Source organism: Cuniculiplasma divulgatum, assembly GCA_031200235.1.
Classification (GTDB): Archaea; Thermoplasmatota; Thermoplasmata; order Thermoplasmatales; family Thermoplasmataceae; genus UBA509.
Window position 1 is genome coordinate 1776885 of record CP133595.1, and the last position, 26736, is coordinate 1803620.

Genomic DNA, 26736 nt, shown 5'->3' on the forward strand with positions numbered 1-26736 from the left:
TTGTGGTCAAATGAAATCTTGAAAACATAGTTATAGATGGGTGAGATGAAGGTATCTGAAAATTCAAGCCGAAAATATGCGGATGAATCGTGCATGAAAGCAATTTTTGCTGATCATGCTTCCTGAAGTCCACCGGAATTGAAATGGATGAAAGTGGAGGAATACCGTTGGCCTCAAAAATATCGGAAAGTAAAGCTGAAAATCCCTATGAATTCAAGATAAGGGGCCTTGACAAGAGAATATGGATCCTCAGTGCCACTCGCTTTATCAGGGCTTTCGGGCGAGGTTCATCCTTCATATTTGTGCCTCTTGTGTTCATAGTGGTCTACCACATGGGATTTGTTGTAACTGGCCTGTTTCTGGGCACTGCAACACTCATCATGGCTTTCATACAGTATTTTTCCGGTATTCTAACAGATAAAATCGGAAGAAGATCGATACTGGTGTACTCGCAGATACCAGCGGTGCTGTTCTATCTGCTTATTTTTTACAGTATAGCGTTTCCCCATTATTTTCTGCTGCTGCTATTATCCTGGTATGGAACAATAGTCATAAATTCCATACAGTACCCGGCAGTGCAGGCCGCAGTGGCAGACGTAACCTCAGTCAGTGACAGGCTGTCAGGCTACACTGTCATGAGAATAATGGCAAACCTGGGCATTGCCATTGGCCCGCTCATGGGTGCGTATCTTGCTTACCATGGACTGCAGTATATATTCCTGGTTTCGGCAGCTGTGACCGTTGTCGAGATCATAATGCTGTACTACCTCTTCAGGGAATCATATGTTCCCGCTGAACATATCAGCCTGAAGAAAGGCGATCTTGGCAGGGCTTATAGAAGTGACAGGTTCTTCATACTTTTCATAATTGTTGGTATCGCTCTTGGCATTTTCATGAGGCAGAGAGGTTCAACATTCACCGTATATACAATAGTTGTGGAGCATCTTCCGTATCTGTATCTCGGCATAGTGTGGGCCCTGAACGGAGCGCTTGTTGTGGCTCTTCAGTTCCCTTTTCTCAGGCTCATGACCAGGTCAGGAAATCCAATGATGTGGAGAGGCATAGGGACGGTTTTCTATGCAATTTCATTTCTCATACTCACATCATCCCCGGTGTTCCTGATCCTTGTTGCCTTTATGACAGTTGCAACCGTTGGCGAGGATATGCTCTCGCCCACCACCCAGAGCATCATAACGACACTGGCGCCTGAAAATATGAGGGGTTCATACATTGGAGTGTATAACCTTTACACAAGTTTCGGTGGTTTCGCAGGTGCAATAATAGGCCTTTACCTTTTATTTGTTTTCCAGAAAGTTGCAAGCGCCTACTGGTTATATATTTCCCTGGGCACCACCATAGTGGCAGTTTCATACGTCCTGCTGGGAAGAATGTTCACAAGACGCATCTCAAGGGTTGTCATATCGCCGGTTACGTCAGCCAAGTAAGCATTTTCATTTCAGGATCCTTGGGCCAGTAAAAATATGGCTTATGTTCCCTGAAGTGAGATAAACAGGGTATTTATGATCATTCTTCTCAATCAGTATGTTAAATTTTTTATATTATTGGCAAATTAATGTAAGAAATGACCACAATCGAAGGTTCAATAGACAATGCGTGGAAACGCGGTAAAACTACAAATATTCATCACCTGATATTTTTGCCGGATTCACTGCTGATTTTTGATGTTCTTAACAAGCGGGAGATTAGAAAGGATGTAATCCAATATCTCAGATCGGACCCTCTTACTCTTGCTCCAATTTCGGCCGTTCAGGACGTTGCATTTTACAGGGACAGCAAGCAGATTCATGAGCAAATTATCAATATGGCTATTGAAGCAGGAAATCAGATAGAAAAGAACATTGATGCGGAGATTGCCAAGGTGCCCCCAGAATTTCAACGAATTGATTACGCAGAAATAAGGTATATTTCGCTGAAGCAGGGGAAACTAATGGGATTACCATTACTGGAGATCTCAGCTTCCCAGGGTGATACTGAATACAAGCTGATGCACAACAATTATGAGAAAATGGCACGCCTTGATGACGAAACCTTCCAAAGATATTCTGACCTGCTAACGAAAACGCTTGGAGCACGGGCAAAAGTCGAAGAGTAATATCATGCCACCCTAACAAAGTGTGATTTTAGATTTCTCTGCTATCGGGTCTCAACGCCTTGATCCGTAAAAGGCAGTGACCACCCTTAAGAAAATTAACTACATTTTTGTGCTTGTAAATCACACGATGAGCTACTATAGGATTCTACAAATAACGATACTGACTGACTCATTACAACCGTGTAAATTTAGAAAATTTTGAAGCTAACTCAATATGTGTTATGAATAATGACGAAGTTCAAAGTTGCTTCAATTTCTCCAGAAAATTCTTGAATGAGTAGGAGTGTAAAGATGCTGTTTTTATATCGAAAAGCTCAAGAATTTGGCTTCTGATTAGAGTACCATCGGAAGGATTTGGAAGTATTGAAATAAATTTCTCCTTTGTACCGGTGTCGGCTCTTGGAAGCTCCCGGAGCTTAAGCGTTTTTGCTGCTGTCCTGGTAAGTCCAGAAATAGACCATCCTTCTATTTCAGGAACTGCAAGGAATATGTTTTCATCCGTCAATCTTGTATATCTTCTTTTCAGTTCGGAGATTCTGGAACTTGAAGATGCATAATTCCCTGTATCATCGTCTGCAATGAACATGAATTGCTCTCCTTGCGATCTGATGGAGAAAATGTAGCTGTCAACCTTTTCATCCTTCTTTTGAGAGTATTTGAACATCTTTAATTGGGGCCCTATTTTTTCAAGTTCAATGATCCTGTTTATTAACAATTCATCAAAATATCCCTCTACAAAAATATACTTCGACATGTTGATTCAATTGAGAATCCCATCAACAAAGAGTTCATCAATACCAATCTTCTCCTTGAGAAAAGCCTTTATTTCATCGTTGTTTGAAGCACGGGAGATCTTTGATGCCCCGTATTGATCTCTATCAATTACATACAGATTTTCAAGATCCACATATTTTATCATTTCAGGACTGTGTGTTGTGATAATAATCTGTTTCTTCTGTGAGGCCTCCTTAACAAGGCTCATTAGGTTTGAAATAAGGCGAGGATGTATGTTCCTTTCCGGTTCCTCAATGACGATGAGTTCCTTTCTCTCAAAAAATAGACTGTAAATTATAGATACTATTTCAATGGTCCCATCAGAGATAATGGGTGCAGGGATATATGTCTTCGAATTATAGGTTTCCAGCATCTTGAATATAACAGATTTGTCTACCTGGTTCTCAATGGATACATCCTTGACAAATGGTAAACAAACTTTCAGGTATTGGATAAATTTCTTCCTTTCATCTGGATGTGCAAGCATTTTTTTCAAAACAAGTGCAGTGTTACTGCCGTCTGGTTCCAATTCAGCTTTACCTGTAATAGGAATTGCTTTTTTTGATAATTTTGGGTCAAAGTCATATACTTGAATAAGGTGGTCCATTCCGAAGCCCAGGAAAAAGCTCAGTGGGGGAATTTGCATAAGGCTACCCATGTCTTTGCTAAAAGATGTAGGAAAGGGCATGATCTGCTTTATTATTTTCTCTTCTCCTTCGCTACTTATTTTTCCGTTTTGCAAGAAAAATTTTATGGTGCCAGTTTCATTGGTATCACCCTTTGTTCTGGAGGTCCTGAGTGATACCTCCTCAATATATTTCTGAATCCCTTTCTTTCTTTTGAATGGATAAAGCTGAAGTTTGTAAGAAAAATCAGAAAGGCGAACGGTTTGTGGTCCATTCAGAGATATATAATGCTTAATGTCTAGTTGTATTTCTACATCCAGATGTCCCTCTGCTGAATTCCTGTAGTTCAAAAGATATTCCAGACCGCCTTGAAGTGATATGGCATTACTTAGTCCGACAGTAGCAATGTCTCTTATAAATTGAAAAATAGATACAAAATTGGATTTACCGGCCGAGTTCTGGCCAATTATAACATTGAGATCAGAGAGGTCAATATCTAAAGACTCAAAACTCTTAAAATTAATAGCCCGTACTTTCTTGATCATTTTCAGAACTATAAACTATTTAGGTACAAAAACAATAACAAATACTTCATAATAAGTAATTACTGGATGCATCCTATTAAGTGTTACAAGACGGTGAGATGCTCACCGTCGATGTGAGGAGCAAAATATACACAAAAAACTTAAAGTGACGCATAAATGCTTTAATAATCCTATAACGCGATTTGGTCTCACCCTAACTCTTCTGAGCGTAAATTCTTCTCTCCGCTGGAAAAAGGATGAAAATTAACATGAATGTATCACAAAGAGCTATTTCCGTCTACCGGCTGGCGGATGCAAAAAATGGTTGGATTGCATACCACCCATGCATGCCTTTAACTCGTAAATCGATGTGACCTGGAATGATGGCCTAATTCCTTCCGAAAGATATTGGCGATTATAAATGTACATCGCAGAAATACCAGCATGCCAGAAAATGTAGTTCATGAAAATAATATATGGGATGAATTGGAAATCATAGGAGGTCAGATTCCTGCTCCATGATTGTTTTCAATTGAGATTTCATATGTCCGGAACCAAGATCTGCCTCAAAGACAAGGTAATTCTGCTTTATTCCCACTGCAAATGTTATGTTTGGCCCGTTAGTACTCGATATGTTAAGTTCAAAGAATTTTAAGCCGTTGTATGTTTGATTCTCTATGTAAAGACCATCAGGGTTGCCCTTTAGAGACTGATTCATCAAAGTTGTGATATTCATATAGGCCTGTGAGACTACCGACAATGAGGTAGCCTGAAGATATCCCATTGCAAATGTTATATTGGAGCTTGATGAAGAGAAGGTTTCCAAAGCGAATCCAGAGACGGCAGTTCCATTGTTCGTAATATTGAAAACGGGACTGTATGTATTTCTCTCTGAATTGAATGTGCTGGTGTTCCTGGCATTATTCAGTGCAAGGTCAGGATTTATAATGTATACACTCATGTTGAAATCTGAACTGAATGAAGATCCAAGGACAGATGTTATGTTGGATGTGCCTACCAGTTTTTCCGCCTGAACGAAGTTTATCTTGTATGCATTGAGAATTGAGATTTCAGTTGAGACCATTCCTGTGAATGCATCCATAGTTCTGTTTCTAAGTCCGTGGTAGAATCCCAGTATAAGGTAATTGGAATAGACTGCATAAATGGCCGCTGAATAATTGCCATTGGTCTTGTTAAATCCGTATACGAAGAATGCACCAGAAACTTCACCATATGTAACATTTTTCAGGTGATCCTTGGTTATGTTGCTAAAGATTGTTGAATTGGTCAAATTTGCATAATTTACGGACGAAAAAGCTGCATAACCGAAAACAAGATCACTGTCATTTGCGGTTGCAAAAAGGGCAGCTTGTGCATAGCTTACATGAACGTAAGGGGCATTCACTGGAAATCCAGATGACGATGATGAGGATCCGGAAAGACCATTTACCGCATTTCCAAGGGCAGAGAGATTTGTGACTCCCGCAGTTAGGTTCATAACCTCATACCAGCCACCGGTCATTGAAGTATTCACTTCTGAAGTTGCAAGAACGCGCATGCCTGGCGAAGTATCAGGCAAAGGAGAAGAAGTTTTAATTGACAGTAACTTAGGGTCTTTCACTGCAATAAATCCAACCGCGCCAATTACTACTACGATTACTACAACTAAAGCTACTAATGTCGATTTCACATAGTGGATTATATTCAGTTATATATAGATATTATTGCTGTTGCATTTTTGCAATCATGTGAATAAATCAAAGTTAAATATTCAGATGAAAAAGAATCGTCATTATTTCTAATTTAAATTGAAAGGCGGATAGTATCCCGAATCTTGTGTAAATAAAAGATCAGGATCATAATCATGAGAGAAATTTCATGAAAAAGAAAAGGATGCCTCCAGGAACCAACCAGGAGGCAATAAACAATGGAAGAACTGGATAAAAAGATATCTGAAATAGTCAGAACCACAGTGAAGGGCTTCATGGAATCCCTCATGAAGGGAGAGATTCAGGCCTTCCTTGAGGAAAGAGAAGGCCAGAGGAATGGATACTACGAGAGTGACATGGGTACAAGATATGGGAAGATAGATGATCTCAGGGTTCCAAGGGACCGCAGCAATGAATTCCAGACAGCCTTATTCGAACCATATCAGCGCAACATTGGAATAGACGATCTTGTTGTCTCCATGTATTCAAAGGGAATATCAACAAGGAAGATGGCTGAAATACTGGAGGAACTGTTCCACAATAAATACAGCAAATCCACCATATCAAGGATCACGGAAATAACAGTTCCAGAAGAGGTATCCTTTATAAATACACAACTTTCGGGACACTATGATTTCTGTTGAATTATAACATGCAATTCAGCAAAAATTATTGCTTTAGGGCTATTTTCAAACGCCATGAATCCATAAACTATTTATCACATAACTTGCTAATTGACTGATGGAATCAACAGACGGGAATGAAGTTGTTATAGATTACAGGCAGCACAATCATCCCATAAAGGTAGTAAAGGTCGGCAAAACATTAACTGTTAAAGCAAATGGCCATGATATCCTCAAAACAAGAAATGCATATCTTCTTGATGAACAGGGCCATAAGCCTGTGTATTACTTCCCAATCACTGATATTAACCGGGAATTTCTTAGGGAAACTTCCACAGAGTCCGTATGTCCATACAAAGGCAGGGCCCATTATTATTCACTTGTGGTTGGCGGTGTAGAACTGAAGGATTCGGTCTGGCGCTATTCAGAGCCATCCAAAGACTTCACAGCCATCATGGATTATGTAGCATTCTATGACAATTCCATTGATAGCATAGAGGAATCATGATTCAATCAAGACACATACGTGGTTTTGCATCGGAAGATTTGGCAAAATGTCCCAGCAGGGGTAAATATGGACAGTATGTTTTACACGTGGGGGTGAAGAATGAAGTCGAATCAATTCATTGATAATAGAGAGGAAAAGAAGCTTCTGTTAGCATTTCATGATACCAGATCAAAGACGCTGGAACTCTGCAGGCCACTGAACAGGGATGATTACATGGTGCAGGCCACCCCGGAAACGAGTCCTCCAAAATGGCACCTCGGTCACACAACATGGTTCTTTGAGAATTTTATACTGAAACCTTTCCATGGGGATTACAGGCCATTTGACGAGAAGTATATGTACCTGTTCAACTCGTATTATGAGACCGTGGGCGAGTTTCTGCCGAAACCCATGAGATCCACAATTTCCCGGCCGGATCTCGATGATGTACTGAACTACAGGGCCCATGTTAACGAGGCCATATCAGACCTGATGGGGAATGTAAAGGGCGATGACCTCCAGGAGGTAAAAGCACGAATGGCTCTTGGAATAAACCACGAACAGCAGCATCAGGAACTGCTCATGATGGATATAAAGATGAACTATTATGTGTCGCCGTACCTGCCTGCATATACTAAGCCAGCTAAAAAAAGGAAGGATGAGATGCGGGCTTCCGGTTGGCTATCATACGACGAAGCAATTGCAACGGTAGGCTATGAAGGGCATGGATTCTGCTTTGACAACGAATTACCCAGGCACCGAGAACTGATTCCAAAATTCAGTATGAGCAACAGGCTTGTCACCAATGCAGAATATATGGAATTTATACAGGACAGAGGATACACACGGCCTGAACTGTGGCTTTCTGATGGCTGGGTTGCGAAGCGCAGAAATAACTGGACTGCCCCGCTTTACTGGGACAACCATGACGGTGAATTTTATTACTTCACTCTCTCAGGAAGGAAAAAGGTGGATCCGGATGAACCTGTGGTGCATGTGTCATATTATGAAGCAGATGCATATGCCAGATGGGCAGGTTTCAGACTGCCAACAGAATCCCAATGGGAATACGCCATGAGGGCTGCGGATCTGAACCATCAGGGAAACACTCTTGATAGCGGGATTTACCACCCTGATGTTCAGTCGGTTGGGAAAACGGAGATGGCAGGGCCAGGTGGCGTGTGGGAGTGGACTTCAAGTGCATATTCTCCATATCCAGGATTCAGGCCGCTTCCAGGGTCAATGGGAGAATATAATGGAAAATTCATGTCGAACCAGATGGTTCTTCGCGGAACAAGCTGCGTTACTCCAGATGGGCATTCCAGGCTTTCTTACCGCAATTTCTACCATCCGGAGGATCGCTGGCAGTTCGCAGGTTTCAGGTTATGCAGGGACTGATGTAAGTTGCATGGAACCAATGAAATAGTGGATATGAAGCCAAAACTTTCTGACTTCAGGGAGGAGGTTGTACTGGGTCTCCTTTCCGTACCCAAGAATATCAGTCCGAAGTTCTTTTACGATGATGAAGGGTCCCGGATATTCGATGAAATCACGCAGTTGCCTGAATACTACCTAACCAGGGCAGAACTGGAGATACTTGAGACCCGGCGCAATGATATTGGTAGGGCCATAGGGGAGGACGCCACTGTTGTTGAACTTGGAAGCGGCAACGGTAACAAAGGACTCATGCTCCTGAAGGGGCTTATCAGGCCCAGGGAACTGGTTTTTGTCGACATATCCATCGAGGCGCTCAGGAATGCTGTCAAGCTGGTTCACACTTATTTTCCACATATCGCCGTGAAGGGAATATGCGCAGACTACACTAGCACAGACGTCATGGGGCAGATGAATATCCCGGGGAGAAAGGGCATAGTATTTCTTGGATCCACAATAGGCAACATGGAACCTGAGGAAGCAGAACGCTTCATTTCAGGATGCAGGAAGCTTCTATTGGCAGGGGAAACTCTCACCATAGGAGTGGACCTTAAGAAGGATAAGGAGACCCTGGAAAGGGCATATAACGACAGTAAGGGGGTGACTGCAAGGTTCAATCTCAATTTAATTTCACGAATCAACCGGGAGCTGGATGCTGGAATTCCCAGAGACACATTCGTTCACAGGGCCTTTTACAATGAGAGCAGGGGAAGAATTGAGATGCATCTTCAGAGCACAAAAAAGCAGACATTTTACATTGCAGGCAATAAAATCAACTTTGAGAAGGGTGAAACAATACACACAGAAAACTCTTACAAATACTCAATTGACGAGTTCTCAGGAATGCTCAGGGACAGCGGATTTAATCAGATAGAATTCTGGCAGGATTCAGAGCAAAGGTATGCTCTCTTCACCGCAACAGTCTGAGGACAACCACCTCAAATTTCACGTTTATGTCATAGAAATTTAGGATTGAATCAATACTGCAATCTATTCTCGACGAAATCGGAAATGCCATGACTGTTGCTATATTGCAGGTCGCTCTTGAAGCTCCATTAGTTGCATTCTTAATTTTTCGGAGCGATCAGGTAATGGATTATGTGTTTATATGGCATATGTACTGATTTAGAAATCAATTATGATCGGGTGTGCTTCCTGACTGAAAGGAGAATAACGTACGCTGGTGAAAATTTTAAAGCAGATCCACTATGAATTATTGTACATATGATTATGTAATTCTCAATATTTTTACTATCAATTTCTTCTCCCGTTTATTGCTAGCAGTGTGGTCTGAGACCGCAGCGTTTTATTTTTGACGAAATTCCTTTCATGACCATGTGAGGATAATGAATCCTTTGAAGAAAATCCAGGATAGGATCAACCGAATCCATAAGTTGTACTAAATGTTATATATAAAGTGTGGCTTAATCAGCCATAATGCCAAATTATCTTGATGAAGAAGAATTCAATCGCTGGCAGGCCCATGCCAGATCAACACTGAGGTCAGCCTATATTGACAAGTCATCGGGCTTTTATAATTGGGCTTGCTTTAAGGCACAGCAATCTGCAGAATATTCAGTTAAGGCTTTTCTCAGGGGAGTAGGTTCTGATTCCTTTGGTCACTCTGTTTCAATGCTGCTCAAAAAGGCTGGGTTTGGAGAAAACATAATAAATCTGGCCAAGAAAATTGACAAATACTATATACCTACAAGATACACAGATGCCTGGTCAGAAGGTCTTCCAGAGGACTACTACACAGCTGAAGAGGCTGAAGATGCCCTGGGATCTTCTGAAAAAGTTATTTCTGAGGTGGATGAGAAGTGGAGATCATTGAAAAACGCAAAAGACAACGGGAACAGTTGATTGGCCAGGTTTCAGAATTCATCAAGGGATTGAATTTCAAATGTACTGCCCTGTTAATAGGTTCCTATGCAAGGGGAGACTTTAATCTGTGGAGCGATGTGGACATCTTGATTATCGGTGAATTCAGTGGATCTCCTCTGGAAAGATTGAAGAATCTTAATCTTCCGCCAGGGTACGAGGCTATTCTGTTGACCCCTGATGAAGTGGCTAAAAAGAGGAAAATGAATGATCGGTTTATTAGTGAATCATTTGAAAACGGTGTTATTCTAAGGGACGATCTACATTTAATGTCCTGAATCTTCTGATGCATGCCCAATGATCAATTTCCGAACCTCATTTTTCGATTCAGTGACTGAATTCCGAAATTTCATCGCTGGATACAGCCGATGATATGAAAATCGGCCGTTAATTGGCATCGATCTTGTCATGGGTCTTGAAAAAGCCATTTTCCATGAGAATTGACGAGATGAGCAATGACAAAAGCGATAACACGGATGAAAAAGTGAAGTCCAGAGGACTTGCAACCAAATAAGAGAAAATTGTCAAGGCGATGGCGGGCGGGTGTGAATAGTTGGTAAACGTTATAAAGCCAGAGACAACCAGAACATCAAGTATCATTCCAGGGAGGCTATCACTGAAAATAACATGTAAAACATCTGATGAAATTATAACTAGGATATATGTTATGGCCAAGGATTTCCTGCTGGAATACTTTGTGTTTCTCTGAAAAACAATGATGTATGCAGATACTGCATACGGTGGAGCTAGAATATAGTCACCCCTTAACTCCACAAGAGAGAAAATGGCAGCAAGAATAGACAGGAACAGAAAATAGTCTCTGATCTTCGTTCGCAAGGAGGAATATTGATAGAATTTCATTACTCAGTTATCCATATGGATGATTGGCTTTCTTTTAGCATGACATGCAAGATTTACTCAATCGTTCCGGAGCCCATGCCGTTTATTGTAAGCATTCCCTTGACGACACAGGCTTTTGACAAAGTGTTTGTGACATAGCAGTCTGAGGCAGCTGAAGAAGCCAGTCTAATCAGTTTTTCGGTATTTTCAGGAGACCTTAAGTCGACATGGTATATGATCTCGGAGAAGTACCTTGGTCTGCTTACACTAAATTTGCCCTCAACTGTTATGCTGAGATCATCTATTTCGATCCCCTGTGAAGCAGCATGTTCAGCATAATGTATCATCTGGCACATTCCCAGGCTTGAAACAAAGTATGCCAGTGGGCTGGGGCCAGATTCATCGGAAACCCAAGAAAGATCCAGTCCATCCTGACCTGCTTTTGAAGATAGATTGTCTCCCTTTCTTACTGTGACGCTGATTTTGGATGACACGTTACCTCTCTCATCGAATTTTGAGAATCTTGCCATCCTCTCCTGCATTCTGGCTCTGAAATCATTGTCGAAATTAACCATATCGCCAAATACCTGTTGCTTTCTTAAGGTCTTTCCGTCAACCGTTGTAGGTAAATTCGGGGTATTTTGCAGTTCATTAGTCAGCAACCGATACAATGAGATCAAGAGGAAAGTCTGTGAAGAACCCGGCAGTTAACCGATCAATCACATGAAAATGATTCAGATGTAACACGGCCGGTGAGCTAAATTTGTACAGACAACACCCGCTCTCGCTATGTTTTTTGCAAAATGGGCATCGGGAAGAACAGAAAAATTGATATTGTACTTAAAGAAATTCTGCCACAGATTTTAACCAAAATTGAGCGGGAAATCCCCTTTCGAAAGATATGGGAGGAGGTCACGGATCGGTAGTAGAAATGTTGATACTATATGCACCAAAATTCATCCCAAGCGATGATTTCCGGTACAGATACGGAGACAGATACGTACCGTGGAACATTCCGGCTACAGGAAAGATCAAATTGTAACAATCTTCCCTAGAGCCGTGATTTCCACTTCAGTTCTTCCTCTCGTCCCTTTGTTAACAGTAACAAGACCAAGGTCAACAAGCCCCTCTGAATCTTCAGTACCGTTCATGTGCCTGCTGATCAGGGATTTCTCAAGGCCAGTAATTTCTGAAAGTTGCTCCAGACTTTCAACCTTTCCCTTTTTCCTTACCAGGGCACCAAGGATGGAAAGTTTAGTTTCTGATAAAATCCTCTGGTATCCTAGTTTTAGAATAGGTAACATGTGAATACCCTTGGCGTCTATCCAGAAAGCCCTTATGCCGAAAATGAAAGCTGATGATATGGCTGTGCAGGACATGAGTTTTCCGCCCTCTGTCACATTCATTAGAAATTCGTCGTAGTCTTTGCAGTGATCTCTATATACTGATTTTACAGCTTCAAGTACCTCATTCAGATCACCGGATTTTACCTTTACTTCTTCCACCTGCGTCATCAGTGCATTCGCTATCTGTTTCACAAAATCATTGAATGGCATTTCAGACTGTCTTGCAATTCTGTCATGGACCTCCTCATGGATTATTACAATCTTATCCATAGGTAAAAGTCTTATTCCATCCCTAATGCCTTTATACGACTGACCATCAGTGAAGATGGCAATCTGCAGTGTCTTTTTCGGTTCAGGTTGTTTCTCACCCATTGTTCTTATGATACATTCCGTGTTATTAGACATACTGGATGAATTCATTGCCCATCTACAAATGTTTCCTGTCAAGGGTTGACTGCCGAAGCGAATACAATCACAACACCTGACAACTTACCGTTTGGTGGAACAGATAAATCATTCTCATCATCAAGCTATAAAGGTGCTAGAGGAAGAGGGCAAACTAAAGGAAAATAATATTGCTCCAGGATCAAGAAGTAGTTGATCAATGGCTCCAGATCAATAATATCTGCAAAATATGCTTGGGGTTACTTCAAGAGGCACATCCAATTTTTTCAGGGGTGGCATTCATGCAACCGTTGACAGAACTCGCTTTTATACCACAGCTAAATAGAGACATTCGATAAACATGGAAGAAGACAAGTGTGATGCATGTGGTCAGGTATTCGATTCAAAGGTTCACCTGATGGAACATGCTAAGGTGCATAATGGCAATGCAAAAATGGATGTAAAGAGCAGTAGAGTTGTGATTTCCTCCGTAATTGGCGGGATAGTTGGGGGTGTTCTGATGCTGATAGTGCTCATGGCCGGCGCAGCCGGGATGGGACTGCCTTCAGATACATTCGCACTCATAATGGGAATGGGTCTGGGCGTATCAATGGGGTCGGCTGTGATGGTGGGTGTTCTAGGGCATTTCACCGTAAGCATAGTTGCCGGTGCCATATTTGGGGCACTGGTATCGTACGTGAAACCACTTAAGCTTGGAAAAGGGCACAGATCACTGGCTCTTGGCCTGATCTTCGGTATAGTGGTATATCTTGTATTTTTCCTGCCCATGGCCATGATAGTTTTTTCTTCAGTGATGATGGCCCTGATGGGCGCCAAAGCGGCAATGATTCTCCCTGACGTTCTTGTAGTAGGTCTCATAGGACATATTGTCTATGGGCTTACTCTCGGGGCCATAACATTCTATGTGGGGAAAATATTATAACCCCACAACTTAAATAATTTGACCAACTGTGAAATGGAGGAAAAAATGAAATCAATGTTTGATTTAGTTATCATCGGTTCTGGTTCGGCTGCAACTACTGTGGCATTCCGTGCCTTGAAGGAGGGAAAGAAGGTGGCCGTAATCGACCAGAAACCCATTGGAGGAACCTGTGCACTGCGAGGATGCGATCCGAAGAAGATCCTGGTTGGAGTCACTGAATCACTGGAATCTGCCAGGAGGCTTCAGGGACATGGCATATCAAATCTAAGTGGAGCATTAGACTGGGGTGAACTCATGGAGTTCAAGCGCTCCTTTACCGAACCAATGTCCAAACGAATAGAGGATAGCATTATCAATGGCGGCATTCAAGTACTGCACGGAAAGGCCAGATTCCTAGGACCAAACCTGCTCGATGTTCAGGGAGAAACACTTGAGTCAGAAAAACTTCTCATTGCATCGGGTGTGAAGGCAGCAGCTCTGAATTTCCCAGGTTCAGAGTATCTCATAGACAATGAGGGGTTTCTCAGCCTTGCAAACCTTCCTAAAAATATTGTATTTATTGGTGGAGGGTACATATCTGTGGAATTTGCCAGCATCGCTAGAAAAGCAGGGTCTCAGGTTACCATAATACAGCATCCCGAGAGACTGCTTGTTAATTTTGATCGTGAGGTCGCAGGAATACTCACGGATCTCCTCAGGGAATCCGGCATAAAAATAATTACAGGTACATCTGTAAAGGAAGTCAAGAAGTCCGGCGGCGGATATCAAATATATCTTACGAGAAACGGTAAGGAAGATTCAATCCTCACTGACCTGGTCGTTCACGGTGCAGGGAGGGAGTTCGATTCGGATATGGGCCTGGAGGCCGGCCAGGTGAAATGGTCTAAAAAGGGTGTTGCTGTAAATGACTTTCTACAGAGTGTATCAAATCCAAGAGTCTATGCTGCAGGCGATTCTGCTGACACTGCGGGACCAAAATTAACGCCAATTGCAGTCATGGAGGGTAGCATAGCAGCCGAAAACCTGCTGCACGGAAATTCTGTCAAGGCCGAATATATCGGGATTCCAACCACCGTATTCTCATCGCCGCCAATGGCAATGGTGGGAATGACTGAAGATGAGGCTGCAAGGAAGAATATAAACATCACAGTGAAAAAGGGAGAGATGACTTCATGGTACAACTCGGCAAGAAGAATGATACCAAAATCTTTCTATAAGGTTATACTGGACAGTGAATCAAAAAGGATTTTGGGGGCCCATATTCTTGGTGAAAACTCCGAGGAGGTCATAAATATCTTTTCGCTGGCCATTAGGCTCAACATTGATGTGAAAACTCTGATGTCAACACCATTCACCTACCCATCAGACACATATGATATCAAATACATGATAGGATAATCTAGCAATTCAGAATATTTGAAAAGTGTGAAGCGAAATTCATCGTCACAGGATCATCGTGTAAGCCCCTTAATTCTAATTTTTTCCCTATATTCAGGCCGACAGGTTCGTCATTTGGTGGTTGATTGAAAGGATATGGCAACTCAGGGATCAGGCCATGGCTGTTGAGGATCAGATGTCTAAAATGGTGGTGAACAACGGCAGCGTTACCAGAGTCATGACAGTCTCCGGCCCGAATGTCTATTCCACCTCGACAATAATGGCAGAAATCGATAACATATCCCGGTTTGCAACAAAGGAGAAGCTTGCTTCATACGCAGGCCTTGTTCCAAGACAGGACCAGTCCGGGACTCGTGACATAAAGGGTCACATATCAAAGCATGGACCCTCCATGCTCCGATTCATAATGGTGAATGCAGCACATATTGTCATCAAGTACAGCGAACGGATGAGGAAGAAGTATCTCAGCCTTGTACGGAGATTGGGGAAGAACCGTGCAATTGTTGCAATTGCAAGGATACTGCTTGAGACCATTTACACAATGCTGAAGACGGGAGAGCATTTCGTTGACCAGATAGATACATTGACAGAGAGGGAGATGAAATCCATGAAGGGAAGGGCAAAGAATCCTCCAATAGTAAAGGATGTTGAGGGGACCATCACATACATAAGGGAGAAAAGGATCAAAAGTACGCCTAAAGAACTTTTTCATAGAAGTGCAAAAGCATGGTATGAACTAAATCTCCCTATACGTATCAATGAAACGAAGATACCATTCCTCAAACTATTCCAGAGTGATTATATGTAATTCTATTGGAGCGTCAACGGATTTCCAGACTGCCAATGTTATTCTATCTTTGAACGTCATATCGCTCGGTATCACTATGATGTCGATATCACTGCTCGCGGTAAAATCTCCCCGTAAGACTGACCCAAAAAAATGATCCTGGCCTCTGGATCTATACTTTTAACCAGTGACTTAACTTCTTTGAGGACTGCTTGATAATTTCTAAGTTTATCCAGCCTTGTTAACTCATAATCCTGAGAGACATTCATCAAAAACATCCTCCACGAACCTAACAAGTGGTACAACATCCTGTTCTGATGCCCTTACTGGGAAATATCTCGAACTTATATATACATCCTCTAGCCTGGCTAATTTAAGAATGTTATACTCATTATTTATCAGGTCGTTCAGTTCTTTCTTGTGCTTAACTAGCAGTCTTATTAGCTCTCTAAGCGAGTGAGTTCTTGGATAAGAGCTGTTCAGTTTTAAAGCATAATATTTCAACAACAATTCGCGGTGCTGATGAATCGCAACCATTGCCAGGTCCCATTCCCCCCATCAACCAAACGCTTTGATTCAGCAAGATAATCTAAACTTCTCTCTTTCAATATTTCAACGTCAGAAGCAGGCATCTATAAGCTGTAATAATGTAAATCACTTTATTAATCTACTCTATGAGCCATATTTTAGAATATAGCATCGAACCCAAAAATAGACTTTAAAATCAATAGGTTCATCATTTCATTCCAGGAGCAGATTTTCAGCATGATTGAAATTTGCAACAGGTCCCTGGTGAACATTATTGAGAAACTCCTTGATCCATCATTCCTCATGGACTGGACGATACCCATTGATGAGAACAATCATGGGAAGAGGAGCCATTCATTCATAATATTCTTGGCAAAACTAAAAGCAGTGTACTCCATCTCTTCAGGTCACCCGAGGGGATTGCTAGGACGTTCTCTCGGATTATTCTAGGATGATTCTCTTGGCGCAATACTGATCTCATTACTATTCGTATAGTGTAATATACGAATAGTTAAAGTATTCGTATATTATGTTAGTTGTATGGAAAAGCAAATCCTATACAGATTCAATGAATGGTGGCTCAACGGAATAATAAGGCCAGAACTTACCGGGAAGTTCGAAAGAGAGAATTACAAGAAAATAAAGGAAAGGATCGAGGATCGGCAAATTTTATTGTTGTATGGTCTAAGAAGAGTTGGAAAGACCACAACAATGTACAGGCTCATCTCGGATCTTATGAAAGCCGGAATTAAACCCACGAATATATTCTACTTTTCTTTCGATGAAGTTTCATGGGACATTGAAGAGGTACTCAGCCTCTATCTTGGGAACATCCTCAGAATGCCCATCTCAGAAGCCGGGCCTGTGTATATATTTCTGGATGAAATTCAGAAAGCGAAACAGTGGGAAAATGGGATAAAGATATTTTATGATCTGTATCCCAATCTGAAGTTTGTTCTATCCGGTTCGGCCTCATTGAACATCGTAAAAGGATCGACAGAAACCCTTGCCGGAAGAATATTTCGCATAAAAATCGATCCACTATCCTTTCATGAATTTGTTGTGCTCAAGGGGAGAACCGTAACGTTTGAGAAGCTGCAATTCGCCAGCGACATATTGCGTCCACTATTCACTGAATACATTGAAATGGGTGGGTTTCCTGAACTGGTTGACGAAACCGATTCATGGAAGATAAGAACATATATCCGGAGCATAGTTATAGATCGAATTATAACAGGAGATATTCCGCAGGAATTTGGAATCAGGGACATGGACCTGCTCAAGCGCCTCATGGAAATACTCTTGCAGTCGCCCGGGGTGATAGTGAATGTTGATAAACTCGCATCTTCTCTGGGAAGAAATCGTATCACGATCTCTAATTTCATATCCTATATGGAATATGCATTCCTGATAAAGTCAGTTGGCAATTACAGGCCTGGAACTTCATCGGCTTCAAGAAAGCTAAAGAAGGTTTATCCGTACCTGCCTGCATTCTATACGTCACTTTTATCCCTAACAGAAAGACAGGATATGGATAAGGTCTTTGAAAATATTGTTCTGAATTCTGTCCAACTTGAATATTATTACAGAAGCGGGCCAACTGAGATAGATTTTGTTCTCAAGATTAACGGACGGACCGTGCCGATAGAGGTGAAAAGCGGCCAATATGATATTAAGGAAGTGGTAAAGGCATTCAACAGGATTGGGCGGAACTCTGGAATTCTGATCACCCAGGATTCTTACGATATGGTACAAACCGGCAATGCTAAGATATTTCTCTGTCCTATTGAGTTCTTTGCAATGTATCCAGATGAGCTTTTGAATCAGTTTCTCTTAGAATGAAGGTGGAATACTTCACAGATGATTCATAGTGACGAACAGATGGATTAATTTGACTTTGTCATTTTTCTCCTACTTTAGTGGTTCAATATTTGAACTCCCGTATGGTTATATGTTGACTGAAACAATCCAATTTTAATGATTGAACTCAAAAACTACACCGCTGGATACGGTAGAGACCATGGAAATCAGGCAGTAAGTGACATCGATTTTGTCATGGGTCGGGAAAAGTCCATCATAGTGGGACCCAACGGATCAGGAAAAACGACACTGTTCAGATCTATCCTGGGAATGGTGCGGCAGAGTGTTGGGACTGCCAAGGTCCTTGGAACGGACCCAGATAATATAAGGGGCAAATTGAAGGTTTCCACAAACCTTCCAGAAGTGTACAGGTTAATCAGCGGGTCTGTGCGCGATATTATTGAGGTATATTCTGAACTGAAGGATTCCAAGTCAGATGATGTGTACCAGCTCCTTAAGGATTATGGGCTCAGTGACATACTGAAAAAGAGGATATTCAACCTCAGCACGGGACAGCAGAAGATGTTATGCAATCTGCTTGCAGTCAGTTTTCATCCAGATCTTGTTCTTTTGGATGAGCCATTCGAAAATCTCGATCAGAACAGGAGGTCCAGGTATTTCAATCTCCTGAACACCCTTGATGCTGCGGTGTTGCTCAATACGCACGAGCTTGAAATCGTGAAGAGGCTCGCAGACTGGTATCTGTATTTCATGGTTCAGGGTAAACTGTATGGAAAATTCAAGGGTTCCCAGATTGATGACCTATACCTTAACAGAGGGGAGGTTGCAGGAAATATATCGGTATGGAGGACAGATTTTGGCACTTTTTCAATAACTCTGGGAGAAGGAAGCGTGAAGATATTCAGCATACGGAACCTGAACTCCATTTTTGATGAGGTGGCATGATGCTTTTTAAATATTACCTGAAATCTCTGCTATCAAACAGGCCCCTGTGGGCCTGGGGAACTGGCTTCACAGTGTTCTGGCTTTTCATGGGTGCATTTGTTTTCGGCTTCAACATGACCACTAAGCAGGAATCTCTCGGATACACCTCAGTATGGTATTCAATAATAGGCCTGATCGCTTCAGGAGTAATAGCTACAACCATATCGTATTCTGTGTACTATGCAAATGCCTCACTTGCCTATTCCTTCCGTTTCACAAAACTCCGGCCATCAACTTATGTTTTCAGCCTCATGGCAGGAACCGCAGTTGTAGCCACAATCATAGGCGCCATACTGATGGCAGTTTCCGCCCTGATGTACAGTTATAAATCACATTACTCGCTTATTCCTGTAATGCCGCTGCAGTCACTTGGGGTCTTCTTCCTTTCGGGAATCTTCATGTTTCTGCTTGCAGTAATTCTTGTTGTGTCAGTTAATAACTACACAGGTCTGAAAAGCATATCCTTTGTGGCATTTATACCGCAGATCCTTTCATACATTTTCGCATTTTCGGCCCTTGGTCAGCCTCTTCCAGTTGACCTTGTATATGCGAGCCCCTTCTCTGACATACAGAGACTCCTCATGACAACCTACTACGGCCACAGGACACCACTCAACCTCAATGGAGGAATCGGACCTCTGCTCAACACCAATGTGTTCATTGTTTCACTGCTTTTCTGGATCGCATTACTTTTTGCAGTATCTATTATATTGGTATCCAGGATCAGGCCAGCATCCATTGAGGAAGGAAGGCAGGTATGAGTGATCAGCAAACAGAAAACGTTGCTCAGCAGCTCCTTTGCATAGGGAATCGGGCAGTGGTGATGGAACGGTACCTTTTGAGGCGGGCCTGGGGAATATATTATGCCATCTGGGCTCTCTCAATACTTCTTTTCATCTACATCCCTGAGTTCCTTAACCCAATAAAATCTGTAGTTCTGCAGGATTCTGCCTTCATTCTATCATATGGAGTTATCATAGCAGTGGCTTCATACTTCTCAGGATTGACTTTCAGAAAGATCGCAAGAACCGCAAAGTTGCAAAGAGCTCTGTTAAATCCGCCTGAAATAAGCTTGAAAGATCGCATGCTGAAATATTCTGTGCTCATTGTCCTGTTTCTTCTTGTGGTTCTCCTTGCCACTGCATTCTTCAGATCGCTTTATGGTCTATTCCTTGAGGCCGCCATACTTGCTACAATTCCCATTTATATTTACCGCGGAGTGTCCCAGTCACTTGGAAAAGTTCCTTTTGAGGCAATACTCGCCATGGGCATATTTCTGTTCAGTGATATAGGAAGTGCCGTTACAATTATACTGACAAAAGGTGCATATTATTACCCTGAATTCTGGGTTCCCACTGTAATTGCCTGGTTTCTTGCATCAATTTTCTCATTCGCAAACTCCGGTGAGGAACTGCTTCATAACACAAGTCAAGAGGAGTGCAATTGAGATTGTATTCCTCAATGGATGCCTCCAGGGATAATTCTCAAAGTGAGCGCAACAATAAGCTGGAAGAGCTTAATACTATTTTAAATGAACCTGCCTTGAAGGCAACAGCAAGGCTGTCCATACTCATAACGCTCGCACTGAACACCAAACTGACATTTACCGAGCTGCTGACAATAACTTCCATCGGGAAAGGAAGCCTTAGCAATCACATTGAAAAGCTTGAATCAAACGGCCTTGTTAACGTGAGAACCGTTCTCAGAAGCTCAGGTCCACGGGTAATTGTAGAAATCACTGAGAAGGGGATGGCAGCATACAGAAAGTACTCAGAAATTCTCAGATACCTCATATAGATGTTCCTGGAAGAATCCTCTTTCAGCAGTCCCTGCAATGATCTAAAATAGATGGAGACTGGCCGAAATAATTCATGTCACTGAGAAGAGACTCTATTATGCTGAATCTTGCCATAGAAGCACATAAGGAAGCTTGGAGCTGTAGGTACAATATTTTAATTATCGAGAAATTTGTACATGCGCTAAAGTTAAGACTTTCCGTGAACCGATATCAATGTTACCCTGGTTACGGGTGATTTGTTATTGATATTACCCTGCAGAAGTACGATTTATATATGATGATAAAATGACATTTTATGTCACGTGTAGAGGATTTCCGGAAGGTCATAGCTGAATGGTTTACCAGAACGTTGCCTGGAATCCATGAGCGGGACATTGACATCCCTCTTGACGTGGACGTGGTTGTATCCATTGTTGGCCCAAGAAGATCCGGGAAAACATTCATGGTGTACAGCCTTATTTCCAAACTTAGAAGATTCGTCCCCACAAGCAATGTACTGTACATCAACATGGAACACGAAAGGCTGAGGCATCTTTCGGCTGAAGATCTTGGGGATCTGATCACAGCGTATTATGAGATAGGAAAACCAGACCATATGAAACCCATCTATCTTTTCCTGGATGAGATCCAGGTGGTGGATGGATGGAGTCGATGGATCAACAGAATATACGAATCGAAAAATTATCATATATATCTTACCGGTTCCACTTCCCAACTGCTGTCCCGGGAAATAGCAACAGAGATGAGGGGACGCAGCGTGAGTTACACTGTTTTTCCATACTCATACAGGGAGATACTGAAGCTTAGAGACATAGATATTCCGGATACAGAAATTCTTGCAAGATCAGAGAAGAGGGGAGAGATCATAGCAGTTCTCGAAGAATATCTCCAACATGGTGGTTATCCGGAAACCCTGGACAATCCTGCAATAAGAGAGAAGCTGCTTCAGTCTTACATTGATGCGATTGTTCTGAGGGACGTGGGAGAACGATTCAATGTGGAGCCACTGCTTCTGTCCTATATGTTTGAATATCTCTCTTCCAGATACTCAAAATATTTCTCCGGTGCCAGGGCCTATCAATTCTTACGGACAATAAAATACCCTGTTGCTAAGGATCGTCCTCTCCAGGTCCTTGGTTACTTCAATGAGGCACGGTCAGTCTTTCCGGTTGAGATATTTTCCAGAGGATCCAGAACAGGAAAACAGTACCCAAGAAAGATATATCTTGCAGATAATGGCCTGATTGCCAGTATGAACGGAGATGTTGACTTCGGAAGAGGGATGGAAAATCTTGTTTTCATAGAGCTGTGCAGGAGATCCGAACTGTTCACCAAATTCAACGTTTTCTACTGGAGAGAATATGGCAAATCTGAGGGGAGAGAAGTTGACTTTGTAACTGTCAAGGGTGGGGAGAGTGTTGGAATTGATCAACGTTTCATATATCAGGTCCAGGGAGGATGTGATGGCGAGGGAAACAGTAGGGCTTGAAATGGCTTTCAAAGAGCTAAAGTGCAATCATAAGACCATAATAACCTGGGATTATGGAGAAAATGGAAACATTCGTTACATCCCTCTATGGAAGTGGCTTCTGGAAAAATAGGATGGCCAGAATAACATAAAGATCTGCATCGAATGCGAACGGCTTTTTGACGTGCCATTTTTTGATTGATATTGATTCTATAACTAATAAACCGCTATTTACGATATTGTATTATGCTTGACCGATATCACATTACTTCCATTAATCGACACGAATTGTCGTCTGAAAAATAATTAAGCGAAGATATCCAGATGAGTATGTAATTAATAGGTATATGATTGTTGTGATATTACTATATACACTACTTCATTTCTATATCAGGTTATCATTTAAAAACATCTGCCGGGCCATCAGTGTGTCCATGAATAATATTTAAAGATAATTACCATATGTTATCTATAGATTAACTGTATTGTACATATTATATTACTGCTAATAAGGATACATTAAATCTATGAGAATAATAATTCACCCAGCAGGTACACAGTTAAAAAGGCCATTTTTGGAAAAGTGTGAATTAAGAAGGAATTATATCATAACGATTGTAAATAATAGGAGGTGTGAAGGATTGGAACTTTGATCATCGAGGTCTTAACGCGAACCAGCCTGTGCATGACAACAGTCTGGAATAGCTCATACCGGGAAATGTCACAAGGTGGTATATGTATCATTCAGATCACATGATGGAGCACTTACTGTCGTTGGGGAAAGTCCTAATGGTCAGACGATGAAGCATTCCGTCAGAGTATTTCTATTATGGGAGTGAAGACGAAGGGCAAGAAAAGATTAGACTTTCCCCAATCTCTCGTAAACAATTCTGCCTATGGGGTCGGTTTCTGTAAAGAATTTTATGTTCTCTCTAAGTTCTTTCTTTGTAACTTCCATTTTAACCCAGGAACAGATCCGTGCGCATTTTATATACTTTTGCTGCTGCCAGTGCGAGCAGCAGATTTTATGCGAATTCAGTAAAAGGGCCACCTGCAATAAAATAAGATATTGATACTTTAGATCTGCCACTGCTCGCAGGCAAAGATTACCATTACATGACCTGGTTAGATACGCGTTTCAATAATTTCATTATAAGGACATAGAGAAAGGGTGGAAGGATGTTCTGGTACGACGTATTTCCCCTACAGTTGTTTTAACCTTGCTTAAATGGTTTCTAAATTGACGCTGAATAAATTTCAATACGGTTGTTCGGACGAAACATGATAATGGAATGACAAAGCTCAAAACGCATTATTAGGATGTAAATATATACTATAGCGCATTTCTATTTACTTACCACCTACCAATTAGGATATACAATCTTCCAGATATCGGGTAATCTGTCTATTGGTATGGGCACGCAATGCTGTATAACAATAGTTATACGGCAAATGTTACCCTCACCTGGTAAATAGGAGCCTAATCCCGGCCAGTATATGATATTTCCTGATTGATCGTACCTTGCTTATGTGCCGTTTCCACAGATTTATACAACCTGTTGCAAGCATAAGGGTAGCATGAGTGCGACCCTTTGTATTATCTTGCCTGGTATTTTTTCATTCCATCTTTGCAGATCTTTGGGATTTTTCGTTGATGTATTGGGGTGAGTCAACCCGTTTCAAAGTTAATTATTTTCGTTCTTGTGCATAACACCATTGCTGCTTAGCTTAAAGCCAGTTTAGAGTTTTGGGAGATTCTGCCTTGCACAGTTATGTAAGAATGCTCCTGAGCTTGTTTTGCTTTTTTTACGAAAGCAGGTTTGTATTTGAATCACCCATAGCTCCTCTGTCCTGCAAATTATAAGTAATGTGTTATTAGTGTCTTGATAGCTATAGAAACGAAAATGGAGGTATTGAATTCCTATTAATAACAACATCAACGTTCTCCATTAAGATCGCTCGACCTTTTTATAAGTCCTTTATGCTCAGCACAGGAACGGAATTCAGGCACAGCATTTGTAACTCGATGACGCACAAAAGGTATTCTTCAGGTGGCTGACAACTATTTTTACTAAATAGCATAAATTATTATGTAAGATGAAGTATCAGTGCTGATGAAATTGAGAGGAGTCTCAACTTTGTTTATTGTACTCTTTCTTGTAATTGCTATGTTTGTTGCAGCTGATTCACTCTTGGTATCTTCGGCTTATTCACCAGCCTTTGGGCCATCTGCTGCTTCCTTCAATGGAATAATAAATATCACTCCAGGTGGCGCTGTTTACTATAATGGGACAGGGAATACAGATATAGTCGTTGGCAGTGGCAACAATTACACTCTTGAGGGAAACGTATATGGAACAATCAATATCATGCGCAACTACACAGTGTTGAACGGCCAGAATTTTTCCATCTCGAATAGTAGCAGTAACCATTATTTTTCTTTGAACATTGCAGGCTCAAGCCATGTTTCCGTAGAGTTCCTGAAGATAAACACAGCTTACCAGCCTGGTATATTTGTGAATCTGTCTTCCAATGACACTTTCTCATACCTGAATGTTTCGTCTGCACTGGTATCTCTTTTAGTTGGTGCGCATACGGATCATCTCGCATTCCTGCACAGCAAATTTTCGCTGAATACGTCGGAGATCGCCCAGAATTTTGAAGAAGACACCATAGTAACAGGTTCTCTCCCATCAGCAGACTTTGCTGCATCTGTTAATTCATCAAGCAATATCCAGTTTGTCAATGACACAATCAGTAATCTGGCACTCAACTACTACGGGACAGGGGCGTTTGTTAATTCGGCAGAAACAGTTTTTGATAACGTTACATTTAACTTATTTGCATCTTATGGAATTGTAACTGATAAAAGCAACACAGCAATAATGAACAGTCATTTCAACGGGTATGCCCAGTCCGGGATTTCTGTATCCCCTCAGTATGCTGGAATGGTTTCCAACATTGATCTCATGGACAGTACTTTCAATCTTTCAACGAAAAATTTCAATTCCGGATATCCCATTGAAGCTGTTAATACTGAATATACCAACCTCACGATGAATGGCAACTTAATGAATATTGGAAACGCGTCTCCAGGAGCCAACAGTAATGTCTACTACGGCATAGTTTCATTCAGATCAAACCTGAAACTGATCAACAACCACATCGAGCTGAACAATACTGGATACAACATTGCCAATGGCCTGTATGCTAGCGGCGGTAACCTGACTCTGATGGGAAATAATATTTCCATGATCAACACGGAAAATGACAACAGTTATGCAGTAGAGGGCAGTAACACAAATATTACCGCTGCCAGTAATACCATCTTCTACCAGAGTGTTTCTTCCTCTATCACTGGATATGGTATTGACAGCAGCGGCGGCCTTCTAATTGCACATCATAATCGTATGGTCTCCTCGGGAGCATCAATTACAGGTATCTCTGCAACCGGAAACTCAAAGCTCTCAATTACGGGGAATGCATTTAACCTTTCAAATTCGCCACTGCTGGAAGCCATATCTGTAAATTCAATTGAGGCGGCTGCAAATAACAATATATCCGGCAACTCCATGTATGAAACAGGCGCATCCTCTTCTGCAGTTGGTTTCCACGTTTCCAACTTCAGGAATTTAACATTTCAGGATAATACGTTATACCAGTCCGGCAGCAACTTGTCCTATTATTACGGCCTGAAGACAGATACGTTATACAATGCTGCCTTATCCGGTGACTCATTCACTGTGCCAAAAAACTTACCTGAACACAGTTACGGGATGTTTCTGAAGGACGAAACAAACAGCACCGTTGCAAACAGCACGGTATCCGGTTATAATACAACCATTTATTCAGACAGATCAGGCAACCTCAGTTTTTATGGCAATTATTTAAGCAACGCCTCAGTGTTTCTTAACCTTACATCTACCAATAACAGCGTCTTCTATCACAATGACTTCATTGCAAAGAACAACCACAGTTTCCGGACTGTATCGTCTTCAAATGATGCATTTGACCTCCCGCTTCCGGTTGGAGGCAATTACTGGAGCACTTACGCAGGGTCTGATGCCAACAGGGATGGCATAGGTGATTCCCCCTTCACAGTGAACGGCACATTCACCGATCACTATCCGCTGATGAAGCCATGGACTCGCCCGGTGGTAGTATTTATGGCGCCATCAGAGATTAATGGGACACTCTGGTCTGTCACATTTAATGGGAAAACGCTGCAGTCGCTAATGTCAACGGAGATGCTGTAGCTTCAGCTGATC

General features: G+C 41.7%; 25 protein-coding genes and 1 pseudogene. 19 read left to right on the top strand and 7 right to left on the bottom strand.

What is annotated here, in order from left to right; all coding sequences use genetic code 11:
- Positions 1-143: 143 nt before the first annotated feature.
- The gene (locus RE469_09350) at positions 144-1445 is read left to right on the top strand and encodes an MFS transporter (protein ID WMT44397.1); all 1302 of its coding nucleotides are present in this window, start codon (positions 144-146) and stop codon (positions 1443-1445) included.
- Positions 1446-1582: 137 nt separating this feature from the next.
- The gene (locus tag RE469_09355) at positions 1583-2113 is read left to right on the top strand and encodes a hypothetical protein (GenBank protein ID WMT44398.1); all 531 of its coding nucleotides are present in this window, start codon (positions 1583-1585) and stop codon (positions 2111-2113) included.
- A gap of 238 nt (positions 2114-2351) precedes the next feature.
- Here the strand turns inward: RE469_09355 and RE469_09360 are convergent, their stop codons facing one another.
- The 3 genes from RE469_09360 to RE469_09370 form a co-directional block, all read right to left on the bottom strand.
- Complete coding sequence (locus RE469_09360) at positions 2352-2867, bottom strand: hypothetical protein (GenBank protein WMT44399.1); 516 nt, start codon at positions 2865-2867, stop codon at positions 2352-2354.
- A gap of 6 nt (positions 2868-2873) precedes the next feature.
- Positions 2874-4058 carry an AAA family ATPase gene (locus RE469_09365; GenBank protein WMT44400.1) on the bottom strand — a complete coding sequence of 395 codons (1185 nt, stop codon included), beginning with the start codon at positions 4056-4058 and terminating at the stop codon, positions 2874-2876.
- 472 nt (positions 4059-4530) lie between these two features.
- Entirely contained in the window at positions 4531-5727 is a 1197-nt protein-coding gene (locus RE469_09370; GenBank protein ID WMT44401.1) for a hypothetical protein, read from the bottom strand.
- A 237-nt stretch (positions 5728-5964) separates the two neighbouring features.
- Here RE469_09370 and RE469_09375 point away from each other — a divergent pair, with 237 nt between their 5' ends.
- The 6 genes from RE469_09375 (at position 5965) to RE469_09400 (ending at position 10449) form a co-directional block, all read left to right on the top strand.
- Complete coding sequence (locus RE469_09375) at positions 5965-6390, top strand: transposase (GenBank protein ID WMT44402.1); 426 nt, start codon at positions 5965-5967, stop codon at positions 6388-6390.
- A gap of 97 nt (positions 6391-6487) precedes the next feature.
- Entirely contained in the window at positions 6488-6877 is a 390-nt protein-coding gene (locus RE469_09380) for a DUF427 domain-containing protein (protein WMT44403.1), read from the top strand.
- Between the two features lie 99 nt (positions 6878-6976).
- Positions 6977-8254, top strand: coding sequence for an ergothioneine biosynthesis protein EgtB (gene egtB, locus RE469_09385; GenBank protein ID WMT44404.1), 1278 nt, complete (start codon positions 6977-6979; stop codon positions 8252-8254).
- A gap of 6 nt (positions 8255-8260) precedes the next feature.
- Complete coding sequence (gene egtD / locus RE469_09390; protein WMT44405.1) at positions 8261-9217, top strand: L-histidine N(alpha)-methyltransferase; 957 nt, start codon at positions 8261-8263, stop codon at positions 9215-9217.
- Positions 9218-9727: 510 nt separating this feature from the next.
- Positions 9728-10153 carry a HEPN domain-containing protein gene (locus RE469_09395; GenBank protein ID WMT44406.1) on the top strand — a complete coding sequence of 142 codons (426 nt, stop codon included), beginning with the start codon at positions 9728-9730 and terminating at the stop codon, positions 10151-10153.
- Positions 10111-10449 carry a nucleotidyltransferase domain-containing protein gene (locus RE469_09400; protein ID WMT44407.1) on the top strand — a complete coding sequence of 113 codons (339 nt, stop codon included), beginning with the start codon at positions 10111-10113 and terminating at the stop codon, positions 10447-10449. Before RE469_09395 ends, RE469_09400 begins: the two co-directional genes overlap by 43 nt.
- A 109-nt stretch (positions 10450-10558) precedes the next feature.
- Here RE469_09400 and RE469_09405 read toward each other — a convergent pair whose 3' ends face one another.
- From RE469_09405 to RE469_09415, 3 genes are all read right to left on the bottom strand, one after another.
- A complete protein-coding gene (locus RE469_09405; protein ID WMT44408.1) occupies positions 10559-11008 on the bottom strand; it encodes a hypothetical protein in 450 nt (149 codons plus the stop codon).
- 77 nt (positions 11009-11085) lie between these two features.
- A complete protein-coding gene (locus RE469_09410) occupies positions 11086-11586 on the bottom strand; it encodes an OsmC family protein (protein WMT44409.1) in 501 nt (166 codons plus the stop codon).
- Between the two features lie 456 nt (positions 11587-12042).
- Complete coding sequence (locus tag RE469_09415) at positions 12043-12762, bottom strand: hypothetical protein (GenBank protein ID WMT44410.1); 720 nt, start codon at positions 12760-12762, stop codon at positions 12043-12045.
- Between the two features lie 397 nt (positions 12763-13159).
- On the opposite strand from RE469_09415, the gene RE469_09420 reads away from it, so the two are divergent.
- The 3 genes from RE469_09420 to RE469_09430 all read left to right on the top strand — a co-directional run bounded on the left by RE469_09420 (position 13160) and on the right by RE469_09430 (position 15890).
- The gene (locus RE469_09420; GenBank protein ID WMT44411.1) at positions 13160-13684 is read left to right on the top strand and encodes a hypothetical protein; all 525 of its coding nucleotides are present in this window, start codon (positions 13160-13162) and stop codon (positions 13682-13684) included.
- A gap of 54 nt (positions 13685-13738) precedes the next feature.
- Positions 13739-15082 carry an NAD(P)/FAD-dependent oxidoreductase gene (locus tag RE469_09425; GenBank protein ID WMT44412.1) on the top strand — a complete coding sequence of 448 codons (1344 nt, stop codon included), beginning with the start codon at positions 13739-13741 and terminating at the stop codon, positions 15080-15082.
- A gap of 121 nt (positions 15083-15203) precedes the next feature.
- A complete protein-coding gene (locus RE469_09430; protein ID WMT44413.1) occupies positions 15204-15890 on the top strand; it encodes a transposase in 687 nt (228 codons plus the stop codon).
- 225 nt (positions 15891-16115) lie between these two features.
- Here the strand turns inward: RE469_09430 and RE469_09435 are convergent, their stop codons facing one another.
- Positions 16116-16412 carry a HEPN domain-containing protein gene (locus RE469_09435; GenBank protein ID WMT45657.1) on the bottom strand — a complete coding sequence of 99 codons (297 nt, stop codon included), beginning with the start codon at positions 16410-16412 and terminating at the stop codon, positions 16116-16118.
- A 237-nt stretch (positions 16413-16649) separates the two neighbouring features.
- Here RE469_09435 and RE469_09440 point away from each other — a divergent pair.
- The 8 genes and pseudogenes from RE469_09440 (at position 16650) to RE469_09475 (ending at position 26724) form a co-directional block, all read left to right on the top strand.
- A pseudogene (locus tag RE469_09440) lies at positions 16650-16840 on the top strand (IS5/IS1182 family transposase).
- A gap of 97 nt (positions 16841-16937) precedes the next feature.
- Positions 16938-18239 (top strand): ATP-binding protein, encoded by a 1302-nt coding sequence (locus RE469_09445; protein WMT44414.1) that lies wholly within the window; start codon positions 16938-16940, stop codon positions 18237-18239.
- Positions 18240-18374: 135 nt separating this feature from the next.
- Entirely contained in the window at positions 18375-19163 is a 789-nt protein-coding gene (locus tag RE469_09450; GenBank protein ID WMT44415.1) for an ATP-binding cassette domain-containing protein, read from the top strand.
- Positions 19160-19963 (top strand): hypothetical protein, encoded by an 804-nt coding sequence (locus RE469_09455; protein WMT44416.1) that lies wholly within the window; start codon positions 19160-19162, stop codon positions 19961-19963. The genes RE469_09450 and RE469_09455 overlap by 4 nt, the downstream gene beginning before the upstream one ends.
- Before the next feature lie 62 nt (positions 19964-20025).
- Positions 20026-20649: a hypothetical protein gene (locus RE469_09460; protein WMT44417.1), complete on the top strand. Its 624-nt coding sequence runs from the start codon at positions 20026-20028 to the stop codon at positions 20647-20649.
- Positions 20646-20999: a transcriptional regulator gene (locus tag RE469_09465; GenBank protein ID WMT44418.1), complete on the top strand. Its 354-nt coding sequence runs from the start codon at positions 20646-20648 to the stop codon at positions 20997-20999. The genes RE469_09460 and RE469_09465 overlap by 4 nt, the downstream gene beginning before the upstream one ends.
- 296 nt (positions 21000-21295) lie before the next feature.
- A complete protein-coding gene (locus RE469_09470) occupies positions 21296-22489 on the top strand; it encodes an ATP-binding protein (GenBank protein WMT44419.1) in 1194 nt (397 codons plus the stop codon).
- A 2117-nt stretch (positions 22490-24606) separates the two neighbouring features.
- On the top strand, positions 24607-26724 hold the full coding sequence (locus RE469_09475) for a NosD domain-containing protein (protein WMT44420.1): 2118 nt from the start codon (positions 24607-24609) through the stop codon (positions 26722-26724).
- Positions 26725-26736: the final 12 nt, after the last annotated feature.